A 21190-nucleotide genomic window follows, 5' to 3' on the forward strand; every position below is an offset into this window, starting at 1 on the left:
GCGGTGTACCGGCCATCGACCGCACGCGAGTGAGGCGACTCACCTGAGAACTCGCTCCGAAGTGGACCGCGTCTCCGTAGAAGGTCTACCTGTGTCTTCCACGGAGACGCCGTGACGCCGGTGGGCTACTGGCCGAACTTCGTGACCGTTGCCGAACCACTCGATACTCGGCGAGACGATGTGCTACGACAGGTCGTCAGTGAGTTTCTTGATCTGGGCGATCGCGGTCTGCAGCACGGATGCCGAGCCTGCTCCTTCCACGTAGGCGATTCGATCTTGCGCGATGTGCTGACTGATGAAGCCGGTTGCCGCGTGAGTGGCGCACCGGGTCACCATCACCACCGCGTCGGCGTTTCGCACGTGTTGCCGGAGTTGCGGACCGCCTACGTGATCTGACCGAAGGACGAGCTTTACGTTCGGCGCTTCGACCTGCAGTCGTTCGCTTGCTCGTGTGAGCACCTTCTCGTCCAACGAGTACAACAACAAAGACACTTGCGAAGATCGCCAGTCCTCAACATCTGCTGTGGCGCGATGAGACGGGTCCTCGGCCGAGGCCCATTGCAGACCCAGGTTCAGTTCGGTTGTCAGTTGTAGAGCGAAGCCACGAGTGTGATCGTCCAGCCTGGACCCGTGATTGGCCAGCGGCCCTAGGACTCGGTAGGCGAAATCCGAGCGCGCCGTCTCGTTGGGACAAGCCGCGACGATCAGCGAGTCCACGAGGTCTAGAACGATCAGTGCGCGGTCGACAGCCACCCAACGCTCACACTCTGCACCGATGTCTTCCAGCAGTTGCTGGTATCGATCTGCCTTCGGCCCTGATCGCAACACGATATTGACCAGTGCGTGGAGAGCCAGCAGGTCACCTGGACCGAACCTGTCGCAGAGGAGCGCGTTGCCGATGAACGAGGTTGCGGCGGCGGGTGCGGTTCCGTCTGCTCCCAGCGCGTTGATGAATGCTCCGGTCACATCCCAGACTCGATCTGCCGCGGTGCGTGTGAGGTCATCGAGTACGGCTGCGATCTGATCATCAGTTGCGGCAGGAGAAGGCCACTCGCTCCACGCTTCTTGCTCCAGCGCAGTCTTGAAGCTGGAGGGAGCTGCGGATGCCGCTTCCATCAGGTCGAGCCAGGACCCGGGTGTGGACACCTCGCTTGCGACGTCTGCGATGGTCTGTGTGGGGTCCGTCGAAGGGAGGAGGGTCGCCACCTCGTCGATGAGCACACCCGGCAGTTGAGCGATGTATCCGTCTTCAATTGCGAAGACTTTCAGTCGAGCGAGACGATCGATGTCCGTGCGAAGGATGCAAACCAACATGTCGACTGCCAACGATTCGGCAGAACGGTGATGAGGTTCGTGATGGAACAAGCCGCGTACGTCTGTGTCGTACCAGCGAAGCGCAGTCAACGCAGCGTCCAACTCGCCCGAGTCGAGGTGCTCGGCGACGACAGTGCAGTAGATGGCTTCCAGGATGGCGTCTCTGACCGGAGCTGGCGGCGATTGGCGGACGACGTCTTCCAAGCGAGGCAGCGAGAGAAGTTCAACGTCTCGTCCCAGCCTGTTCAGACGCTTGATGCTGAGGAACGCCAGGTTTGTCGCGTCAAGTCCGCCTTTGGCCTGGAGTTGGCCGAGTAGATCCGCGGATGCTTGCTCTCCGCCTGCTGCTAGCGCACTGTCGAATTCTGCCAGCAACTTGCCGGTGGGCTTGACCACTCGCCAGTGCCGTGGCGGGCGACTCGCAGCGGTGCTCTGCATCCGCATGAGCGAGTCAGTGAGTCGGCTGCGATCGATGCGAATGCCTTGGGTTCGAAGCTTGAACGTGACACCAGGACCGCAAAAATCCAGCACTGCGCGCTCAACTGGATTGTTGGGATCCATCACTGCGGGACGAGAGTCAGAGTCGTCGCTGATGTACGAGTGGCCTGCGAATGCTGTGATCAGCAGGGAGGTCTTCACGACATCGGCTCTTGCCGGCGCGAGCACGTACACCGCGAACTCATCGGTGGCCTTCCGCAACCATGGCAACACGATGGGCGCGTTTGCGCCGCTAACAGCCTGGTCCACGAACGGCTTGACGCGGGCTGCCCAGCCGCCCGCCCCCATGTCGGGCCACGCGTCGTTGTGCGATGCCGAGAAGAACTCGCGGAGGAAGTTCTGGAGACTCGCCGGCGTTCGTGCTGGCTCAATCGTGCGCGAGTTCACGTGGCGGCACCCCATCGGCGTTCCAGATCGAGCCGTGCTTGTCCAGGCTGAGCGCCTCCGACGCTATACGTCACGGCTTCGTCGTTGAACACCATGCCACGCACGGTGAAGTTCATCGAGCCGGTGAGCATCCAGTCCTTGCCGCAGAGGGTCTTCTCATGAATTTCAGGCGCGAGGCTGATCGTCAAGCGGTCGCTTGGCGTCTGGGCGGTCAAACGATCGATGAACCGATCGTTGTGCCGGTCTGGACGTGCCACGACGTGTAGATCTGCGCCACTGGCACAGATCCTTCCCAAGGCGTCGGACAACCGGCAGACGATGACCGAGTCATCACCGAAGGCGGCGTCGAACTCTCCCGAGTTGTTGTCGATGACGTCGACGTCGGTGATCCAAGGAGAAACCAGCCACAACTGAGGACTCGGGGCAAGAAGTTCCGCAAGCAGGACAGACCGGAGTAGAGGCCGAATGCGGATACCTGTGCCATCGCCGATACGGATCGTCCGTGGAGTCGTGCTCACTGGATGGCCTCCCGGATCTCCACGCGGATGACCATCTCGCCAGCGTGCCGGGTGACGCTGCGGACCTCGCCGTACAGTCGCAGTACGTCGCGATCGATCGCGATCGTGGGTATTTGGTACAGGGCTTCAGCTGCTACACGACCGCCGTCGTCGCCGGCAGACACGAGGTCAACTTCAGCGTCCTGAGTCAGCACATCGCGATACCTGTCCATCCAGTCGTGAGCGGACAGTGAGACTTTCTGAACGCGATCTGTGTGCGCTGCGGCAACCAGCAGACGGTCGATGATCGCCTCCGGCGCAAATGGCTGGAAATAGTGCAAGTGTTGGTTGCGTGCCTGTTGGCCGCGAAGCCAGAGCAAACTGAACGCCTGATCCGCGTTGAGGCTTCGCGTGATGCTGCGTGTGTCAGACCTCTTTCCAGCGATGTAGGCGATGACCCTGGCGTCCACCTCGATGCCCAGCGCTGCCTCCAGGCGGTTCCAATCGTCGATCAATCCCATCGCTGCGGTGTCACTCCCGCCGTCCGAACCAGGACGCAACAGACGAGTGGACGCGACGCCGACAGCGGCACGGCGAGGGGGGCCGTCCAGGTGAGTCCACGCGGCCCTGAAATCGGCGAGCGCAGCGTCGGCTTCACGCGCAGACCCGGCTTGCCGCAGTCGCCGCATTGCCTGAGCCGCCTCTCCTGAAGGGTCGGTCGTGACGTTCCGCAGCAGGCATACGACCGCTCCGTCGACGTACTCGTGCACGCTGGGCCCCAGGATTGAGTCGACCAAGGTCCAGAAGCGACGAGGATCCTCGCTGTAGTAGCGGATCAGGTATTCCACGACACCGAGGCCGCCCGGAGCCGTCTCGGTCAACCAAACGATGTCCGTACCGTCGATGCCGGTAGAAGGAAAAATGTCGACTGCGAGGTCGTTGTCCTGCGCGTCAGGGCATGCTCGGATCGAGGCAGCGAGAACCGCGGCAGCGAGCGTCTCCCTGTACGTGCGGCGTGCCAGTTCCGCTGTGCGCGCGGCGATGTCTTCCGTGATGAGCAACTCTGCCACGCGCTCGACAGCATCGACCACGACCTGATCAGCGGTGAGCTCGATCATGCCTCGCACGAGCCGGTCGGTGGTCGTGTGCTCAGATCCGTTGTCGGCCGAGCCGCGGTACATGACGGTCAAGATCTCTCGGAGATCAGCCAACCACTTGCCGTGAGCGAGGTCCCGCAGTACATCGGCAGGTGGTTTGCCGTTCGCTCCCTCCAGCGCGAACGCAGTAAGGTAGATGTGCGCTAGCCACTCTCGCTTGAAGCGGTTCGAAACCTCGCACAGCACCTGATCATCGACCAGAGTGTGGAAGAACGCGAACGACCTCCACTGTGGAGACTTGAGGTGGGCCTGTACGGCGTCAGTGCTCACGTCCACCGGGGCGAAGGTGAACTGAATTCCATCCGCCTCCAGGTCGAAACCGAGAGCCGCCGGTCGTCCGTTCAGGACGTACCCGATCCGGCGTTGATCTTCCCGGCCTCCGTCGTAGCCCACTGAGATGTCGGCGCCGAGCGACATCCGCCGAACCTCGATCGGATTACCAGCTGAGTGGGACGTGAAGGCGACGCCCTTTACACGGCTGTGCCAGCGAGAAGGCGATGGGATGTCGCCAGGGTGTGGTGCAGTGGTGTTTGGCACGACGATCTCGGTTCCCCACACCGGGGCACCGTGCGATCTGGTTTGCACTTTGGGGTCGGGCTTGGTGAGCCTGAGCTCCAGCGGGCGGACGACATCTACTTCGTTGCCACCGACCGGCTGCCACGTACCTCGGCGGAAGCCGTTTTTGACGAACGTCTCAAGCTCCAATAGGTTCGTGTCCACCGGTGGCGCAACCCACGTGCGGTCATCGTCCTTCTTCACCCCATAGCGCTTGCTCACCCGGCCGGGAACGGCCTCGCGCAGGGCGTGCCCGATGCCCAGCTTCTCCGGCTCGTCCGCCTGACCGAAAGGCAGTGACAAGGCCACCTCGGGCAGGTTGAGCTGATCGAAGAGTGCCGTGGTGACGAACTCCGGGAGCAAGGACCCAGGATACGCACCGGGATCTTCACGGAGGGCCTGCCAGCCGCTTTCCAGCCGCCGCAAAGCGGTCGGAACAACGGAGAGCATCAGCGAACGAGGCGGCTCCCACATCACGGCCTCCAAGTCGCTCGAGTTGAGGCTCAAGGCGTTCTGGAGGTGCTTGGTCAAGGAGTCTCGAGCCGCGTCGTTTTCGAGGACGTCTTTGAGGAAGTCGACGAGGAACGTGACCACGATTTCGTTGGTGGTTGTCTCAGGTGATGGTGCGCGTAGCGTCCGCCGTGGATCTGCGGTCACACCGCGCCTTCTCAGTTGCGCACCGAGCCAGTCGACGAGCGCGTGCGTTGCCTGGATCTTGAGAATGAACCGGTTGTTGACAGGCAGCCGTGGAGCAGTGACCTCGGGAGCGAAGAGGCTTTCGTACGCCTGGTAAGCCAGGCGGTCGCGACCGTAATCCGACAACGTCACCACGGTGACAGGACGAGTTTCCCGGCGTCGACCGGCCCGTCCCCGGCGCTGGATGAACGCGGCGGAGTTCCTCGGTGCCTTGTGCTGGATGACAAGGCCGACTCGTGGATCGTTGACTCCGACTTCCAGCGACGGCGACGCTACTGTCAGGTCAGCATCATGTGCCATTCCAGCGTCTTGAGAAGACGTTCGTCCGATCCGCAACGGACGTTGGTGGAGATCTTTGGACAGCGGACGCCCAATTTTCTGCGTGATTCCCCAGTCTTGACCGTCCCGATCTCGTTCGATCCGCTGCGGTCCTCCGCTGCTGCGCAAGGCTGCCAGGACAGGTTTGCCCGGAGTAGGTCGCATCGCTCGAGTCTGTCCGGCCTCAGCGTCTCGCAGGTCGTCGTAGAACCTGTTCGTCACATCGAGGTCGTCGGTGAAAACGAAGCCGGTTGTTCCGAAGAGGTACTGCTCGGCGTCGAGCAGCCTACCGAACAACATCGCGGTCTGGATTGACGTCGAGAGAAGGCTTACACCCGATACGGGGTCGCCGCGCAGGGCGATCGAGTACTCCCGCCCTTCTCGTTTCAGTTCGTTGGGCGCCGGCTCGACAGACTCGACATCGGCAGGGCTGAGCCCTGTGAGGGAGGCGAAGAACCGCTCACTGTCGCGCAATGTTGCCGACAGGCCCACGAAGGTGATCGCTTTACGGGGATTCGCGTGGCGCCAACGTCGGAGCATGAGCGCCACCTGCGCTCCGTGCATACCGACGTACGTGTGCACCTCGTCGAGCAGCACCACGTCGGGGGCGGACCCAGGGCGCCACCCGAGAAGAGCCCCCAGACCTGGATCAGCACTCGTGCGACTGAGCATCTCTGTGGTGGTGAACAACAAGTCAGGGTAGTTCGTCTGCATACTCCTGCGAGTGAGCGCCAGTTGGCCTGGTTCTGACCTGTAGGCGCACTTCGCGCACCGAAGCATTTCCTTTGGCTGGCGTGCTGTCCGGTCTGTGTTGGCCCAGATCAGTTCGCCTGTACCACAACGCGGGCAGTCAACGTACGGACAGACAAAGCCCGCTGGGGTGCTTCGCCACGCACTCTTTCCTTTGCCGACGGTGTCTGGTGCGCTGGGTGTTGCGCCGAACAACACACCAATGCGGAGAGGACGCCTGCGAGTGGACATGGCAGGGCTGAGACGTTCGGCGGTGCGCAGGGCTTCGCCGAGCTGGTCACGCAGAAGCTCGATCCGCGGGTACAGAGCGAGTGTGTGCACGCGGTTCCGCGTGGGCGTGGTCATCGCGGCGAACGCAGGCAGGTAGAAGGCGATTGTCTTGCCGCTGCCGGTACCTGCGCCGACGATCACACCGCTCGATCGGTTACCGGAGAGCCTTGAGAAGACGGTCCGCGTCGCCCGAACTTGGAATCCTGCCAGGTCATTGCTGCCGATGAGAGCCTTCGCTATGTCGTCTTGGGCGTCGTCCCAGCCTCGAACAGATCGAAGCTCTTTCAAGGCTTCGATCAAGGGTACGTTCCGCTCTGGATAGCGTCGTGGAGCGACGTGCAGCCGGTAGTCAGCGACCAGGCGTCTCCCCTCAAGCCACCATTGAGGCTCGTCCGCGCGGGACCAACTCGGTTTGAAGAGCTGCCGCAGACTCGTCGTCAACCGCAGGGCTTCGCCAAGGCGTGTGCGGTAGGCAGGTGAGACGTTACTTTCGGCGGGGTAGATCAAAGCCTTGCTGATGAGGTGAGCGCGGACGTCTGTGACGGAAGCGCTCGCGGGCGCGTCTTCGTGCTCACGCAGCAGCTGCTCGACGACTGCGTCCACCTCGTCCTGCGAGACGACACCGCCTGTCACACCCCACGACAGCAGCGGAAGTTCCAAGTCTTCAAGCGCTGACAACACGTCGTTGACAAAGACGTCTTTCCAGCCTGTCATCCACCAGTCCTCTTCATAGCGATCTCGGTGTCCAGCCCCGCCGATCGCAGCAACCGGATCTCGTCGTCCGAGACGTCTGCCAGTCTTGGGCTCGGCGTCCGAGCCAGGCGATCGAGCACATCGGCGAGTTCGGCAGGAACGTCCTTAGCTGTCCCGAGCAGTTCGCCAAGGGTCTCCAAGGTTGTCCTGAACACGCGTACATCGCTCGAGTTCAGGTCCAACTTCGTGATCATCCGGTCGAGATCCTGCTTCTTCGAGCGGGCTGCGGGTTGCTGGTCCACCTTGAGCATCGGCAGCTTCCCATAGGGCAAGTCCTGGACTCGCGCGGTTGCCCACCTCTGCCACACCTCGAGCGTCTGATCACGCAGCCGATTGGTCAGTGTCTCCGCTTTTGTACGCGCAGCCTTGAACACCGAATCGGGCGGGTTGGGGGAAGCTTCGACCTTCTTTCTGAAGTCCTCCAACCCTGCGCTGAGCCCGGAGAGATCTACCAGGGGTGCGCCGATCGCGTTGTTCACCGACTTGGCCAGAGTGACCTGCCTTGCCAGGGTCTGCAGCGAGTCTCGGAGCTTCGTCACCCGCTCACTGATGCGTGTGGCCTGCCGCATGCCTTCAGCGCCCTCAGCAAGTCGTCGAGCCTCACTTTTGAGTCGGTTGGCCTTGTCCAAGACAGTGTCAGCCACGGTCGACCTCTTCAACCTTGATGATGTCCTCCCACTCGGCGATCACACTGTTGATGCTCTGCGAGCTCGAGTCGTCGTGGTTACCGGTCCGAAGCGCTGCGTTGCGGAGCGCGTTGTCCAACCAGTTTTCACTTTCGGCGAGGAACCGCGAAATCACCGTGAGATCGTCGCCGCGGTCTTTGGCCACCAATGCCAACTTCAGGCCTGGACTCTTGACCTCGTTGGCGGACGACAACCGATGCAATTCGTCCTCCAAGTCGGTTATCGCCCCCCAGTTGCGAGTGCTGGCCTCATGTCCGGCTGCGTCAATGGTCTTTTCGGTCACGCTCGGCAGATCAATTCCGGCCGGCCGTGCCTTGGTCATGGCCTCGCGCACCGCCGCGATCACGACCGAACTGCCACTTCCTCTGGCTACGCGGGCTCTGAGGCCGATAAGTGCGTCCTTCAGAACCTCCAGTTGCTGGTCCACGTCTCTCGGCAACAGCGAGAACCCCTTGACGGCGGGCTTCACCCACGAGGGAACGGCATCTTGAGAAGGTGGCAGCCACTCCCAAGAGTTAGCTGCCATCTCCAGCAGGGGCAGGAGCCGGGTTGCGTCAATCATCTTTGTCGCACCAATTCCTTGGGCGACTCCGACAGCATCCCTGATCTGGTTCACCAGATCAGGACGGTGGACGAGGTGCCCCTGAAGATTCTGCTCCCAGGCTGGAACGCGGCTGTCCAGGTCGCTCCGGTGCCAGTCCTTTCCATCGTGCAGGCTCGCGTCAAGTAGCTGCGAGGTGCTCATTCCAGGCCAAGCCCGGCCGGCGAGAGCGGCTCCGATGAGGGATGCGCGAAGGCCGAGCACCAGGTCTTGATCTGTGATGGCCCACGCGGTCTGCAAGACAACCGTGAACGCATCCGCCTTGTTCTCCGCGATGGTAGCGAGCCTGCGCATATCGGCCGCGGAGTGGGGCAAATTAGACTTCGCTCGCAGGATGGATTGAAAGAACAAACTGTTCCTGGAGGTTCTTCGGAACTTAATGGGGGCGTTTTCGGCGCTTACGTTGAGTTGCCCCTTCGCTTTCTCGATGTAAACGGTGCCGCCCTTGTTGTCCCAGGCCTTTTCCCAGGTTCCCTTGCTGCGCTCTCTCATGAGCGGGTTGATCCAGGAATAACGATATGCGACAGCCTCTGCAATGACGGTACGAATCTCGCGAGCCGTGTCCTGTTCCAGTGATTCTCCGCGCTTGCCCCAGTCGTCGATGTTTTGTAGTTTCGTGGCGAGGGCAGGTGATATTTGCTGTCTACCTGCGGAAGCTGGAAGCAGTTTTGTGGGCACGCCTGGCGTCGGCCTGTTTTGGGTTCGCGCCATCGGGGAGCCGCTGAGTTCAGGAATGGCAAAGGCGGTACGCATCATTGATTCGGCGGGAATGAAATCCTGCGCATCACCCCAGAATTCCGCAAACAACGTCTGGCGAACTACGTCTTCTGGCCACTGTTGATCGATTCTTGCAAGCGTGGAGTTGGGGACTGCCTGGTCAATCTTGGCCAGTTTGAAGTCATCGCGAAAACGAGGAGGTGGAAAATCTCCATTTACGATGTTGTGCCGATAGTCGATAAGTGCCGGTTTGATCACGCCGCCCAGCACTGCGCGTGGGACGAACCTGTACTGGTTTTCGATAGGGGCGGTTGAGTGTACTGCGCGACGCAAAGCGGAGCGGTTGAAAGGGTAAAGTCCGTAGCCCTCAGATGACGCTCCGAATGCAGAGTGGCATGCGCTCTTGAACGCGCAATCGTCGCACTTGTTCGGGGTTTCATCAGGGCTGTTATCAAATGCCTGTGCGCCAACTCTTGCGGCATTCAGGTAGCGGGCCGCAAATGAGGCGATGTAGTCGTCTCCTTCGTCGTTCTCGCTAAACGGGGCGTCCAGGTCGTACACGTAGCCCAGGGTGGCGTGAATTCGTGTTAGAACAGTTTCTGGGAGATCACGAAAATAGCCGGTCGTTACCGCCATAATCGTACGAATACGTGCCAGCACCTCCACGCCGCCTCTTTTGGCGGGTTCGATCATGGCGTCGAGCAGCTCGCGTTGCATGCCTTGAATCAACGCGAAGTCCTCGATGAGGAGAACAATTTCCTTGTTGTCTGCGGAATACTCTTTCCGCACCTCGTTCATTGCCTCGACGAGGCTGCCAGCGCCGAGGTTGAACGACTTCTTCACCGCGTTTTCGAGGAGCTCGTTCAGAAGGTCGACAGCAGCGCTTTGCAGCTCCGGCATTGCAGAGAGCATTGCAAGTTTCTGGCGAGTTATTTCCGCAGTCTTCTTGACTTCATCGAAGTTGATCGGAAGATCGCTTGTCGTGAAGCGCTCTGGTCGATCATCGCCGCCGTTGCGATCGTGGAGGAGACGGTCTGCCATCTGGGGGATGAAGCGCTCTGGTTGAAGCATGTATTCGCGGACGTGTGGGTCCTGCAGGATGACTGCGAGACCTTTTGGGCCTCGCAAAGTTCGTGCGGCGCCGGACAGTCCTTGTGAGGACGTAGCAGCTAGTTCCTCTTCGAGGCTATTTAGTAGTTCTCGCGCAAGGGCTGGAGTGTCGCGGCTCTCGGTGAATCGCTCGATGCTCGCGCGCAGCTCTGCGGCGCGGTCAGTGTCGAGGTCGGTAAGAAGCTCCCGGATGACTGCTTTCAGACTCGTCTTGCCCTTCTCCAGGTAGATGATCTTCCGATTATCCGCCTTGGGCATTTTTTCGTAGATCCATCGCACCAGATGTGACTTTCCAGAACCGGAATCGCCGACCACGGGAACAAGAAGTGCGCCTGTGTCTGACACGCGCTCAGTGAAGTCTTTGAGAACGATTTTCTCGTCGACGGTTGTGTTCTCCTGAACGAGTGACTGGGCATCAACTCGTGTTCCACCATTCAGCTTTGAACGGCGAATTCGCAGTGGCGCATGTGTTGCCAGGAAGATGGATTTTGGCGGACTGACGGCTTCGGTGTTGATCGTGTTGGCGGCATCCTCAAGATCCCAGCACGCGTACGTGGTGAATTTGTTACTCATCTGATTCCTTCCTGTACGCGATGTCGCTTACCCGCCGGCCGGGTTCATCGGGATCTGCAAGGGTTACGGTGCGTGATGCATCTGCGAATCGCCCCAAGGTCAGCCAGTCCTCGCTTTCTCCGCGGAGCAATGCGTACGAAAGCGCAGCGTCGACAACCGATTCTCCTGGGTGTGCGATGTTGAGTTCGGATGCGAACTTGCCACCTGGCAAAACCGGGATCTGCTCGCGCAGCAACCGCACGGTGTCGACTGCGGATCCGAGACTCGGAGCTTCACGGAGGACGTCGCGGACCGCTGAGGTGCAATCCGCCACCATTGGCCTCGCGCCTGGTGAAGGAAAGAGTGGTGGAGTGCCCAATCCCAATGCGTGCGCCCAGCGTCCGAAGGAGTTCCATCTGGTGTCGTTCGGATTTGCGTTGGTCTCTTCGACGGAAAATGAGTTGCTCATGAAATCATTTGCTGTGCTTGCTGTGACGGGAGGACCTAGTGGGTCAGAGGAGAGAAAGAAGCACAAGATGATTGTGAGATCCCTGCTGTCACGATTTGGATGTGCTGCCAGATCGCTGTTTTTGTCGGCGTCGAGCAACACTGTTCGCAGTAGCCGGGCAAGCTCGTCCGTTGAGCTGGGTTGGTACTTCAAATGCAGTCTGCCTTGCTCGTCCTTCGTTGCGATCTCAAGCTTTTCCAGAGTTCTCAACGTTCGCTGGAAATGTGATGACCCGGATAGTGAATTCGGGCTGAGGAGTTCGCGAGCGTGTTCGGCGTCGATTCCGTTATTTCCTGAGAAGAACCGGATTGCGGTCCACAACTGCGATGGGAGTGCGTTGTCGACGTTCAAGATCGCCATCAGAGCATCTCCCATGCGGCGTGAGCGGAAATCGTCGATCTGTGGAGCTGGCTCAGCGGAGTGCCCGGCTTGTCTGGGAGTTCTGAGTGGGCCGGGTGCACCACGTAAGTGATGTCGGTCGATGTCAAACGAGATACGAGGTCATCTGGCAGTGAAACGATCTCAGGAGTGCCGATCCACAACACGGGTCCGGCATAGGAGCGAAGCAAATCTCCGTCCTCGTCCCTGATCACGGCGATCAACGGTGTATCTTGTTGGATGGCTGAGCAGAGTTGAGCCGAAGCGCCTGGTCCGCTTAGTACGGCAATCCCGTTTTGGACGAGGCGTGTCAGCAACCTCGGTATGAACGTGCTGAACTCCCGGTCGTCTCGCCACCAAATGCTGAGCCATGAATTACTCGACCGAAGGCAAGCCAGCGGTAGGGCTTCAACTTCTCCTATGTGCGGCACCACTGGGCCGGGCTCTTCCGCGAGGCGGTAAAATCCTTCTTCGCCAAGGCTTCTGTGCGCACGACACCATGGGCACCCTCGGCAGTTGATAGCAACGTTTACATCTGGGCTTCGGTAGTAGTTCGCGAGCGTCTCGCCAATGCATCGATCACCGTCAAGAATTCTGGTCATTCCGTCGATTGCTTTGCGTTGGCGGCGTTTGATCGCATCGCGTACTCGACCGACTCTCTTTGCGAACTCGTCGTTATCGCTGGGGTTGTCGAACAAGGATATGTCGATGTGCTCGCTTGATGTTCTTTCAAACTCGTTGAGCTGCTCGTACCACTTGTCGATGTCTTGGTCTGGGGTGCGCTTCGGAGGCTCTGGAAGCGATATTTGGAGGATTCCTGCCTGCTCCATCAGGTTGAGCACGTGAACGTTCCAGTCCCGGTACGTCTTTGTTGGCTCGTCAAACCTGGAGTGATAGCTGTTGAGATCGAGGCGGTGGCGGCCAGGACTCAGGTCCTTCGCGCTGTCGATCATCGCTTTCCAGTGTTCTAGTGCCCGTGCAGGTCCGATGATCTTTTCGTCGGCCAGTGCCAGAGCCGTGCGCTCATCACCGGCCGCGGTCATCAGGACCGCGATGGACGGTGAGCCATCTCGTCCGCCGCGACCGATCTCCTGGTAGTAGCGGTCGAGCGACTCCGGCAGACAGGCGTGGATCACGGTCCGCACGTCCGGCACATCGACGCCAAGGCCGAATGCCGATGTGCCGACGACGATGTCGTACTTCGTCACCGTGGGCCCTGCGGCATCCTGACCTCCCCAAGATTGAACAGCTTCGCGACGCTGCTCATCAGTCGAGTCTCCCGATACTCCTGTTACGCGCTGAAATCCGCTTGATCGCAGGCGGTGCACCCACGTCTGTACGTCAGCAACCTTGCTGACGTACAGCACAAGCGGCCTCGGCAAGTGGCTCACAGCAGCAAGTACATTAGCGTCGCGCTGGGTGTTGTCGTCGAACGTCGTGATGTAGTAGCTGGGTTCGTGACGAAGTTCGGCCGCGGAGACGACACGGGTGCACGTGGGCGAACCAAAGAGGTTCTTGAGGACCGTGATCTGATCGGCGGTCAACGTTGCGCTCATCGCGACTGTTGTCGGCGCGCGTCCCGGAGGCGCGACTGCAAGCCAACTCTTCTGGTGTTTGGCCATAAGTTGGAAGGACTGGCGGAACCGCGTTCCCCATTGCGCAACCAGATGTGCTTCGTCGATCACGAAGTAACGGAGCATTCCGGATGCCGCAGCATCTGCTACTGAGTACTTCAATCCGCTCACCAGCGCCTCAGGCGATGTGAAAAGCAGCCTCTGCCGCCCAGATTTGACCGCGTCTCGGATCGCTCGCTTGTCGTCGTCACTCAAGCCGCCGACGTAGGCGTATCGATCTGTTGCGGAGCCAATGCCGTGTTTGGACATGAGGGTTCGTGCTCGGCGCTCCATGTCAAGCGCGAGCACGACAGTAGGAACAACCACGAGAGTGAGGCCGGCCTGAGTTCGTTCCACCAGGCCCGGAGCCTGGATGACCGCCGTTTTGCCATGGCCTGTGGGCAGACAGATGATCATCGTGGATCCCGGAGGCGCGAGGGCGACTGACCGAGCTGCTTGACGCTGCCCAAGCGACTGGTACTGCTCGAAGTGCAACGCTCTGAGCCAGAACGGGTCGGCCGGATACGTAGGTCGAGGGAACTTCGCGTCAAGCCCCAAGGCCAACGTTTCCATGTCATGCTCCGCAGCGACCGGTGAGGGCGAGGGAGGATGCCAAGGGTGCACGAGGACGCGATCCTTTTGCCCGGCGGGGATGATCGTGCAGTCGACAGCCGACCAGTCCGATTCAGTGGGCAGCAGGTCTGACCTTGGAACTACCAGTCCGCTGAGGTTGCCCCTGGCCGCCGCTTCGAGAAGAACCTGGCGAGTGAGTACGGCGACGTCCCTGCGTGCGGCAGTGCCGTTCTGTAGACCGTGAAGGGCATCCGACAACCTTCGTGCAGGGCCGGTTCCCCAGCTGTGTTGTACATCTGGCCAGGCATTGAACAGGGTCTGAGCGCCCGTCCAGCTGTCAGCCATTGTGGATACCTCTCCGTCCTAGACAGGTCGTGGCGGCCACACGCACGACGGGCTCACTGATTCCGTCGATGAGAGCTTGAGTGATCGTGCTGTTCAGCAGCATGTTTTCACCGCCATCGACCAGACGTCCTGCAGCGGCTCTGGCCTTGGCCTGTGCTCGGTACACACGAAGGGTTTGTCCGGCGACCTCCGTGGCTGTCCGGCACTTGCTGACAAATTCACTGCCTTGTTCCAAGGTCTTGCGGGCGACTGCTTCCGCCTCCTCGCCGGCGCTCTGAAAGCCGGCAAGGCCACCGACGGTTGCGACGAACTCGCTGAAGCCGTTGATGTGCAGGCTTCGGTCTCGTTGACTGTCGTACTCGCGATCGAGCCAGGCTGCTTGCCCTGCGTCTGTCACGGGCTCATAGCCGACCGTGCTCACCCAACGCTTCGTCATGAAGGGCGGGAACAGGCGATCTGCTTGCCGCCGAAGAGCTTTGGCCTCAGCGCGAGCATCGGGGATGAGTCCCAACGCAGGGGCCAGATCCGCCTCTACGATGAAGTCGAAGCCGAAGTACAAGACGGGTGAGCCCGTGTGGTGAGGATCGTGCCGCCAGAGTGCGACAGCTTGACCGCGATCGTCTCCGTCAACGACGTTGGCCAGCATCTCCACGATGGGGTTGCCCACTCGGAAGATACGGGTGCCCGGCCGCTGCTGTGCGACGGCGCGGTTGAACACCCCCTTGGCGGACAGTTCCCCGTAAGCGCCTTGCTCCACGCGAAGCAAACGCGGGTCGACCAGAGGCTGAGACTTTGAGACGAGGAAGGTCACTTCCTGGTCAGTGCGCAAGGGTTCCACCTTTCGGCGGATGTTGATGCCGCCGTGGTCCTTGTCTGTGTAGCGCAGAACGGAAGTAGCGATCTGTTTCCAGTCGGTCTCCAGATCGCCGATCGCTTTCGGCACATCGAACACTTGGCCGGTCGTCTCGTGGACGGATTCCAGCATGTCCATCTTGTCGATCTCGACACGGGCTTCGCTCAGAATCTTGGCAACCGCCTCCTTCACGGAACTGAAGCCGTCTGGCCCGTTAGCCAGCGCCGCTGCCCACACGTCAAAGAGGTTGGTTGCGATCGTGTCCTGGAGAGTGGAGAGGGATGTGTCAAAGATCCGGTATCCATCAAGGAGCAGGGCGAGCCACGCCTGGAAGGTGGACACCTCCCCGGTCAAAGGCAGTACGACGTACTGGTCGGCAGGAGTCCGCTGAGCTTGTGCACTCGTACCGGGGAACCGATCGACACGTCCCAAACGTTGTTCCAATTGATTGGGAGACCACGGCAAACGGAGATGCACCACTGCGTCAGCGGTCTGCAGGTTCAGCCCGTCCTGCGCCGAATCGTCGACTACCAGCAGCGACGGACGCCTTGAGGTTCCCGTACTCCAGGCTTGCACGGCCTGCTCTTGGAGATCGCCAGGAACATTGGACGTGTGCTTGTGGATCGCAGCGTTGGGATGCTGCGCGCGCAACGTCGCGGTGAGGTCGTCTGCCAGGACCCCAGGACCGCAGAACACCACAGTTCTCTCATGCTTCTGGACGACGGCAGTCAACGCTCGGTGAAACGCAGGTGCCCATGACGTGCCTGAGTTCGTGGAGAGACTGAGGAGTCGCTGCAGAACGCTTGCTTCGTGGGGCAAGACCGGAGGTTTTGCGAGCAACGTGCGTTCTCGATCAGTGAGTCTGCTCGTATCTCCACCGATCCGCTGAACACGCCACGTCATCGCGTCGGCGAGATCATCCACTCCACCGCCTACACGCCCGGCGAGCACCGCGAGCACGGCAGCGTACGCGTGATCTTCCACTGTGTGCCCGGCATCCATCAGTGTGTCCCGCACGACGCTCCGCCACTCCTGGAGAAGATCTTCAACTTCGTCATGCACCTCAGATCGTACGTTCAGCACGATCGGACGATGGCGTCCGCGAACCTCATAGGGGAGGAAGTCGGCGTTCGAGTCTTCGTGTAGTACGTGCGTCCGGCGGTGGCGAATGGTGCGCCGGTGCAGCCTGTAGGTCTCGCTTACGTGGCCACGAAGTTCCTCAACGCGCAGAACTAGTTCAGCCTCGTCGGCCTCATCGAGAAGGTCTCCCTCGTCATCCAGCAGGGCTAGCACGCGTTCCGACAGTTCAGCCAATCGTTCATCGTCGGGAAGCATGTGTCGTATGCGGTCGATGTTGATCGGCAGCAACGACGTGTCCCACGAAGGATCGAGCGCATAGGCGACGTCAGCTAGTTCCGCTCGCAGCCCATATCGTTTGGCGAATGCCTCTGCCTCGTCCCACCTGTACAGATCTGCATCCAGGAGGTGGAGCAGACCGAGGTGCGTGGTCAGATTCGAGGTCACAGGCGTTGCAGACAGCAGAAGCAACCGCTTTGTGGAGTGCGCGAGTTGAGCCAGTCGTCGGTACTGGTCGCTGTTCGGAGCGTCCGCGCCTACCAGGAGATGAGCTTCGTCGACGACAACCAGATCGTTGTCCGTGTAGGCGGTCCAAGTGTCTGGACGCTCGTGCGCAAGGATCTTGATTCGAGCTCTGGGGAAGTCGTCCGTGAAGAACTTTTCGCTGAGTTCGCGCAACCACTGCCTGCGCAGCGAATCTGGCACCAAGATCGCAACATTGGAGGTCGGGCTGTCGATCAACGTCTGGCGGATGACATAGCCTGCCTCGACTGACTTGCCCAGCCCTACCTCATCGGCGAGAAGGTATCGCTGTACTGGATCGGACAACACAGTGAGGGCGGCGCGTACCTGGTGAGGGTAGATCTCTGCCGCAGATGACACGAGTGCAGATGTGCTTGCGGTGGATGCACGTTGGCGAATCAGACTCTTCAACATCGGGATCCTGGCACCGTAGAAGTACGGAGATTCGCACCCTCCGGCCGTCAGAACATGAAGCGGGTTCGAGACAGGGCGATTCCACCTGACTCGGAGATCTCGGCCGTGGACGCGAAGCCCGTTGCGTGCGAAGGGAAACTGAACGGCGTAGACCGCGTCCGGAAACTTCGCAAGCACACGTCCTGCTGACCATTCCGCGGTGTCCGGGTTCAGCCAGAACACCCGTGCACCAACAGGAAGCAGTACAGGTTGAAGGTTCTGGATGGCCTCGTTCTGCGATTGAGCGATCGGCTGGAAGATGGACTCGAAGTAGTCAATCCTGACTTTGTCCGCGATCGCTCCAACGCGGCCAATGTCGTCGGTGCCATGACGCATGACGAAGTCGCCGACTTGAAGTCCGGTCATTATGCCCCCTCTGGCACTAGCGTCCCCGCGGCTAGAGTAGGCCCATCAGAGGTGATCGATGAGTCGGGGCATGCTTTGCCACACGATGTGTGAACGACAATTCCATTGTCGATCGTCGATGGACAAGCGTTACCGTTGCTGCGTATGGGTGAACCTGGTTCGTATTTATGTGGTTCGTGGCCCGTTGACGGCCTGTCTGAGGCGGCCAATATTGGACTGGACCACCCGGCGGGATCCTCGACCGGTGGTCAGGCCAGGATCCTTAGGGCGACTGCTGGAGTGCGCCGCTCGTGACTCGTCTTGGCAGGAAGGGGCTGTTTGCAGGTCGCAGCCATGGTCAACGTCAGTGGTTGGTGAACTGGGTGCAGTTCACTTCGGCTCGATCGATGCTCGGGTGTCGCACGGCCGGCCAGTCTGTCGGTAAGGGCGCCTAGCTGCAGCGTTCGCCTACGGGGCCATGCAGGCTGTTGCCTTCGGTTGCCAGTGGATGCGCGATAACCACGTTATCCCGGCATGTTCCGGCGTTCTTCGGTTGTGGCGGTGTCGACGATCAGATCGGCGGTTGATCACGAAGAAGGCCGCTGACCTGTCTGTGCAGGTCAGCGGCCATGTGTTACCAGCGCCCCTGGCAGGATTCGAACCTGCGACCTCGGGATTAGAAGTCCCTCGCTCTCTCCACTGAGCTACAGAGGCTGGAGGGGTGCGTAAGTGACCACAACGCGTGGTCACCGGTGCCCCCACCGGACACATCGTCCGGAGTCGATCGACCGTTTCCGCCCTACGTCCAAAAGGGTGACGAAAACTGTCTAAACGTGACGGGGATCACGTCCGTGGGGCCGTTGAGGCTCTCTCCACGAGGGAAACATCGAGTCTCGTTGGCCGTGGTGGTCTCCCGCCGGCCAGTAATTTCAGTGCGAGTTCGCCGGCTCGGCGGCCCTTGTCGGCCAGGGGTTGACGCACAGTAGTCAACGGCGGGTCGCTGTAGGCCGCTTCGGGGACGTCGTCGAAGCCGACGACCGAAATGTCTCCCGGGACGGTCAACGTCAGATCGCGGGCCGCTTGGAGGGCGCCGAACGCCAGCTGGTCCGACGCGCACAGCAAGGCGCTCGGGCGCGGCGTGCGGGTGAGCAACCACCGCGCGCCTAGACGTCCGAGCTCGCGATCACTGCCGCGCGCCTCCCACACCGGAACATTGTCCGGTTCCACCCCGGCTTTTGCCAAAGTGTCCAGGTAGCCGCCCAGGCGGTCGCGGCTCACGCGGAACGGCACGGCCGAACGGCGCTCGTGCGCGACCGGTCCGGATACTCCGTCCGGGTGCAGTGCGAACGTCAGGACGCCGAACCGCCGGTGTCCCAGCGCCAGGAGGTGTGCCGCGGCCGCCGAGGTGCCGGTGTAGTCCTGCACCTCCACGCGCGCCGAGCCTGGCAGCACCGGCTGGTCGATCACCACGAGCGGCAGTCCGCGGGCGGCGACGGCGTCCAGGGCCGGCGCCGAGTCCGGCAGCGAGTAGGCGACCATCACGTCCGCCTGTGCGCGCGACACGATCGAGGGGCGTGGGCCGCCGGTGGAGTCGCCGGGCATCAACACGAGGCTGTGGTCGTGGCCGTCGACCGTCTGGGCCAGGCCGTCGAGCACGATCGACAGCGCCGGATCCGAGAACGCGCCGGACAGGCCCTGCGGCAGCATGAAACCCACCGCCGCGGACGAACGCGTTGCCAGTGAGCGGGCGACCGGGTCGGGGCCCGCGTAGCCGAGGGACCGCGCCGTTTCGAGGATGCGTTCGCGCAACGTCGACGACAGCTGGTCCGGCCGGTTGTACGCGTTCGACACCGTTGCCCTGGAGACCCCTACGGCCGCGGCGACGGTGTCCAGCGTCGGCCTGCGTCGGCGGTCGGAGTCCACGGACGCATCGTATGCGAGAGATCGGACCCAAATCGCTGGCGCTGCTGAAGCGCTTCAGTCATGCTGGATCGCATGTCTCCGCGGCTGGCGACGTTCGTCGTCTTCCTGTTGAACGGCGCTGTCTTCGGCACCTGGGCGTCCCGCGTGCCGGCGCTCGCCGGGCAGATCGGCGCGGAGGTGGGCAGCCTCGGTCTGGCGTTGCTCGGGGCGAGTGCCGGCCTGGCGTTCACGGCGCCGTTGGCGGCACGGATCTGCGCGGTCTACGGGTCGCGTGGAGTCCTGATAGCGAGCAGCCTCCTCAGTCCGCTGCTTCTGCCCGTGCTCGCCTTGTCGGAGTCACCGCTGCAGTTCGGACTGACGCTGGTCGCTCTGGGCGCGAGCATCGCGATGATGGACGTGTCGATGAACATCGCCGCGGTCGTCGTCGTTCGTGCCTTGCAGCGGCCGTTGATGCCGCAGTTCCACGCGGGTTTCAGCGTTGGCGGTCTCATCGGGTCGTTGGGCAGCGCCGCCGCCGCTCAGGCGCACTGGACGCCCATGAAGCACTTCCTCGTGGCTGCGTTCGTCGGTCTCGTCATCACGGCGGTCATCGCGAAGAGCATCCCCGGAGGAGTAGGGGAGCGTCATAGGGAAGAAGTCGCCGAACACACCAACGTGCTCAAGAGCCCGGTCCTCTGGCTGTTAGCGAGCGTCGCGTTGTGCAGTGCCATCGCGGAAGGGGCGGCGGCGGACTGGTCGGCGTTGTTCATGGTGCGTGAGCGAGGAATGGGCGACGCGGCCGGTGCATACGCCTATGCGGGCTTCTCGGTCGCGATGGCGCTCGCACGGTGGTTCGGCGAACCGATCCAACGCCGACTCGGCCCGCACCGCCTGCTCGCCGCGGGTGGTGGCCTCGCCGCAACGGGTCTGGCGCTTGCGGTCGTGGTCCCGTTGCCGGCGGCCGGGTACGCCGGGTTCGGTCTGGCCGGGCTGGGGCTCGCGTTCTCGTTCCCGGTGGTCATGGACCTGGCGAGCGAGACCGGCAAACGCGCGGACGGCAGCGGCGGTGAACGCCAACTGGGCCTCGTCACGACGATCGCCTACACGGGCTTCCTCGCCGGACCGCCGATCGTGGGCGGGCTCGCGCACGTCAGTTCTCTCGTGCTGTCGCTCGGGTTCGTGGCGCTCGTCACGGCGCTGATCATTCCGGCGACGTGGCTGGCCAGGAGGGCCGCTAGGCAGGCGGCATCCGTTTGAGCGCTTCCTGCCTGATCGGCTCCAGCGCGGTGGTCACCTTGCTCTCGGTGGCGCCACTGGCCATGCCGATCGCGACCATCAACGACTCGTCGCGCGTCACGGCGATGGTGGCCGTGCACACCATGTCCTTGTCCGCGGCCGGCCGGGTGCAGCTGAGCCAGGTGGCGTGCTTGGCCGTGTCGATCTCACGGCCTGCCGCCTGCGACTTCTTCGACTCGTCGAACGACCGGTACGGGGCCGCCACCAGCACGTACGGGCCCTCGTTGAGCGCGTAGAGGCACGAATTCGCCAGTTCGGCGCGCGGCACCGGCTTGAACTTGAGCGTGCCGAGCGGCTTGAGGTCCTTCTCCGTCACCAGCGCGCACGGGTCCACTCCCGCGGTCTTGCGCGGCGTCGCGATGGCCAGGGGCGGCAGCGGCGCGGCGACGGGTTCGCCCTGGACCGAGTACGCGCAGCCGGCCACTGAGAGCAGCACGAGCAGGAGGGGGAGAGAACGTCTCACA

General features: G+C 61.7%; 11 protein-coding genes and 1 tRNA gene. 1 reads left to right on the plus strand and 11 read right to left on the minus strand.

Annotated features, from left to right (window positions below; translation table 11 throughout):
• Positions 1-183: 183 nt before the first annotated feature.
• The 10 genes from dpdD to ACH413_RS38875 form a co-directional block, all read right to left on the minus strand.
• Positions 184-2199: a protein DpdD gene (gene dpdD, locus ACH413_RS38830; protein ID WP_360046010.1), complete on the minus strand. Its 2016-nt coding sequence runs from the start codon at positions 2197-2199 to the stop codon at positions 184-186.
• Positions 2196-2717, minus strand: coding sequence for a phospholipase D-like domain-containing protein DpdK (gene dpdK / locus ACH413_RS38835; protein WP_360046012.1), 522 nt, complete (start codon positions 2715-2717; stop codon positions 2196-2198). Before dpdK ends, dpdD begins: the two co-directional genes overlap by 4 nt.
• Entirely contained in the window at positions 2714-7156 is a 4443-nt protein-coding gene (gene dpdJ / locus ACH413_RS38840; protein WP_360046014.1) for a protein DpdJ, read from the minus strand. Before dpdJ ends, dpdK begins: the two co-directional genes overlap by 4 nt.
• Positions 7153-7839, minus strand: a complete 687-nt coding sequence (locus tag ACH413_RS38845) for a hypothetical protein (protein WP_360046016.1) — start codon at positions 7837-7839, stop codon at positions 7153-7155. The genes dpdJ and ACH413_RS38845 overlap by 4 nt, the downstream gene beginning before the upstream one ends.
• Complete coding sequence (gene dpdH, locus ACH413_RS38850; RefSeq protein ID WP_360046018.1) at positions 7832-10882, minus strand: protein DpdH; 3051 nt, start codon at positions 10880-10882, stop codon at positions 7832-7834. Before dpdH ends, ACH413_RS38845 begins: the two co-directional genes overlap by 8 nt.
• Positions 10875-11729: a protein DpdG gene (dpdG, locus tag ACH413_RS38855; RefSeq protein ID WP_360046020.1), complete on the minus strand. Its 855-nt coding sequence runs from the start codon at positions 11727-11729 to the stop codon at positions 10875-10877. Before dpdG ends, dpdH begins: the two co-directional genes overlap by 8 nt.
• Positions 11729-14278: a protein DpdF gene (gene dpdF / locus ACH413_RS38860; RefSeq protein WP_360046022.1), complete on the minus strand. Its 2550-nt coding sequence runs from the start codon at positions 14276-14278 to the stop codon at positions 11729-11731. The genes dpdG and dpdF overlap by 1 nt, the downstream gene beginning before the upstream one ends.
• The gene (dpdE, locus tag ACH413_RS38865) at positions 14271-17549 is read right to left on the minus strand and encodes a protein DpdE (RefSeq protein WP_360046024.1); all 3279 of its coding nucleotides are present in this window, start codon (positions 17547-17549) and stop codon (positions 14271-14273) included. Before dpdE ends, dpdF begins: the two co-directional genes overlap by 8 nt.
• 620 nt (positions 17550-18169) lie before the next feature.
• Positions 18170-18242 (minus strand) — tRNA-Arg (locus ACH413_RS38870).
• Positions 18243-18371: 129 nt separating this feature from the next.
• Positions 18372-19451 (minus strand): LacI family DNA-binding transcriptional regulator, encoded by a 1080-nt coding sequence (locus ACH413_RS38875; RefSeq protein WP_360046026.1) that lies wholly within the window; start codon positions 19449-19451, stop codon positions 18372-18374.
• Between the two features lie 72 nt (positions 19452-19523).
• Between ACH413_RS38875 and ACH413_RS38880 the strand changes: the two genes are divergently transcribed.
• The gene (locus tag ACH413_RS38880; RefSeq protein WP_360046028.1) at positions 19524-20687 is read left to right on the plus strand and encodes an MFS transporter; all 1164 of its coding nucleotides are present in this window, start codon (positions 19524-19526) and stop codon (positions 20685-20687) included.
• Here ACH413_RS38880 and ACH413_RS38885 read toward each other — a convergent pair.
• A complete protein-coding gene (locus ACH413_RS38885; RefSeq protein ID WP_360046030.1) occupies positions 20665-21189 on the minus strand; it encodes a hypothetical protein in 525 nt (174 codons plus the stop codon). The two genes, ACH413_RS38880 and ACH413_RS38885, sit on opposite strands and share 23 nt — an antisense overlap.
• Position 21190 lies beyond the last annotated feature (1 nt).

The sequence above is a fragment of the Lentzea sp. NPDC020367 genome, assembly GCF_044387305.1.
Classification (GTDB): Bacteria; Actinomycetota; Actinomycetes; order Mycobacteriales; family Pseudonocardiaceae; genus Lentzea.

Coding starts and splice junctions, on each gene's coding strand:
- dpdE (WP_360046024.1), bottom strand. CDS start 17,549: ATGACCGGACTTCAAGTCGGCGACTTCGTCATGCGTCATGGCACCGAC.
- dpdH (WP_360046018.1), bottom strand. CDS start 10,882: ATGAGTAACAAATTCACCACGTACGCGTGCTGGGATCTTGAGGATGCC.
- ACH413_RS38880 (WP_360046028.1), top strand. CDS start 19,524: ATGTCTCCGCGGCTGGCGACGTTCGTCGTCTTCCTGTTGAACGGCGCT.
- dpdF (WP_360046022.1), bottom strand. CDS start 14,278: ATGGCTGACAGCTGGACGGGCGCTCAGACCCTGTTCAATGCCTGGCCA.
- dpdJ (WP_360046014.1), bottom strand. CDS start 7,156: ATGACAGGCTGGAAAGACGTCTTTGTCAACGACGTGTTGTCAGCGCTT.
- dpdG (WP_360046020.1), bottom strand. CDS start 11,729: ATGGCGATCTTGAACGTCGACAACGCACTCCCATCGCAGTTGTGGACC.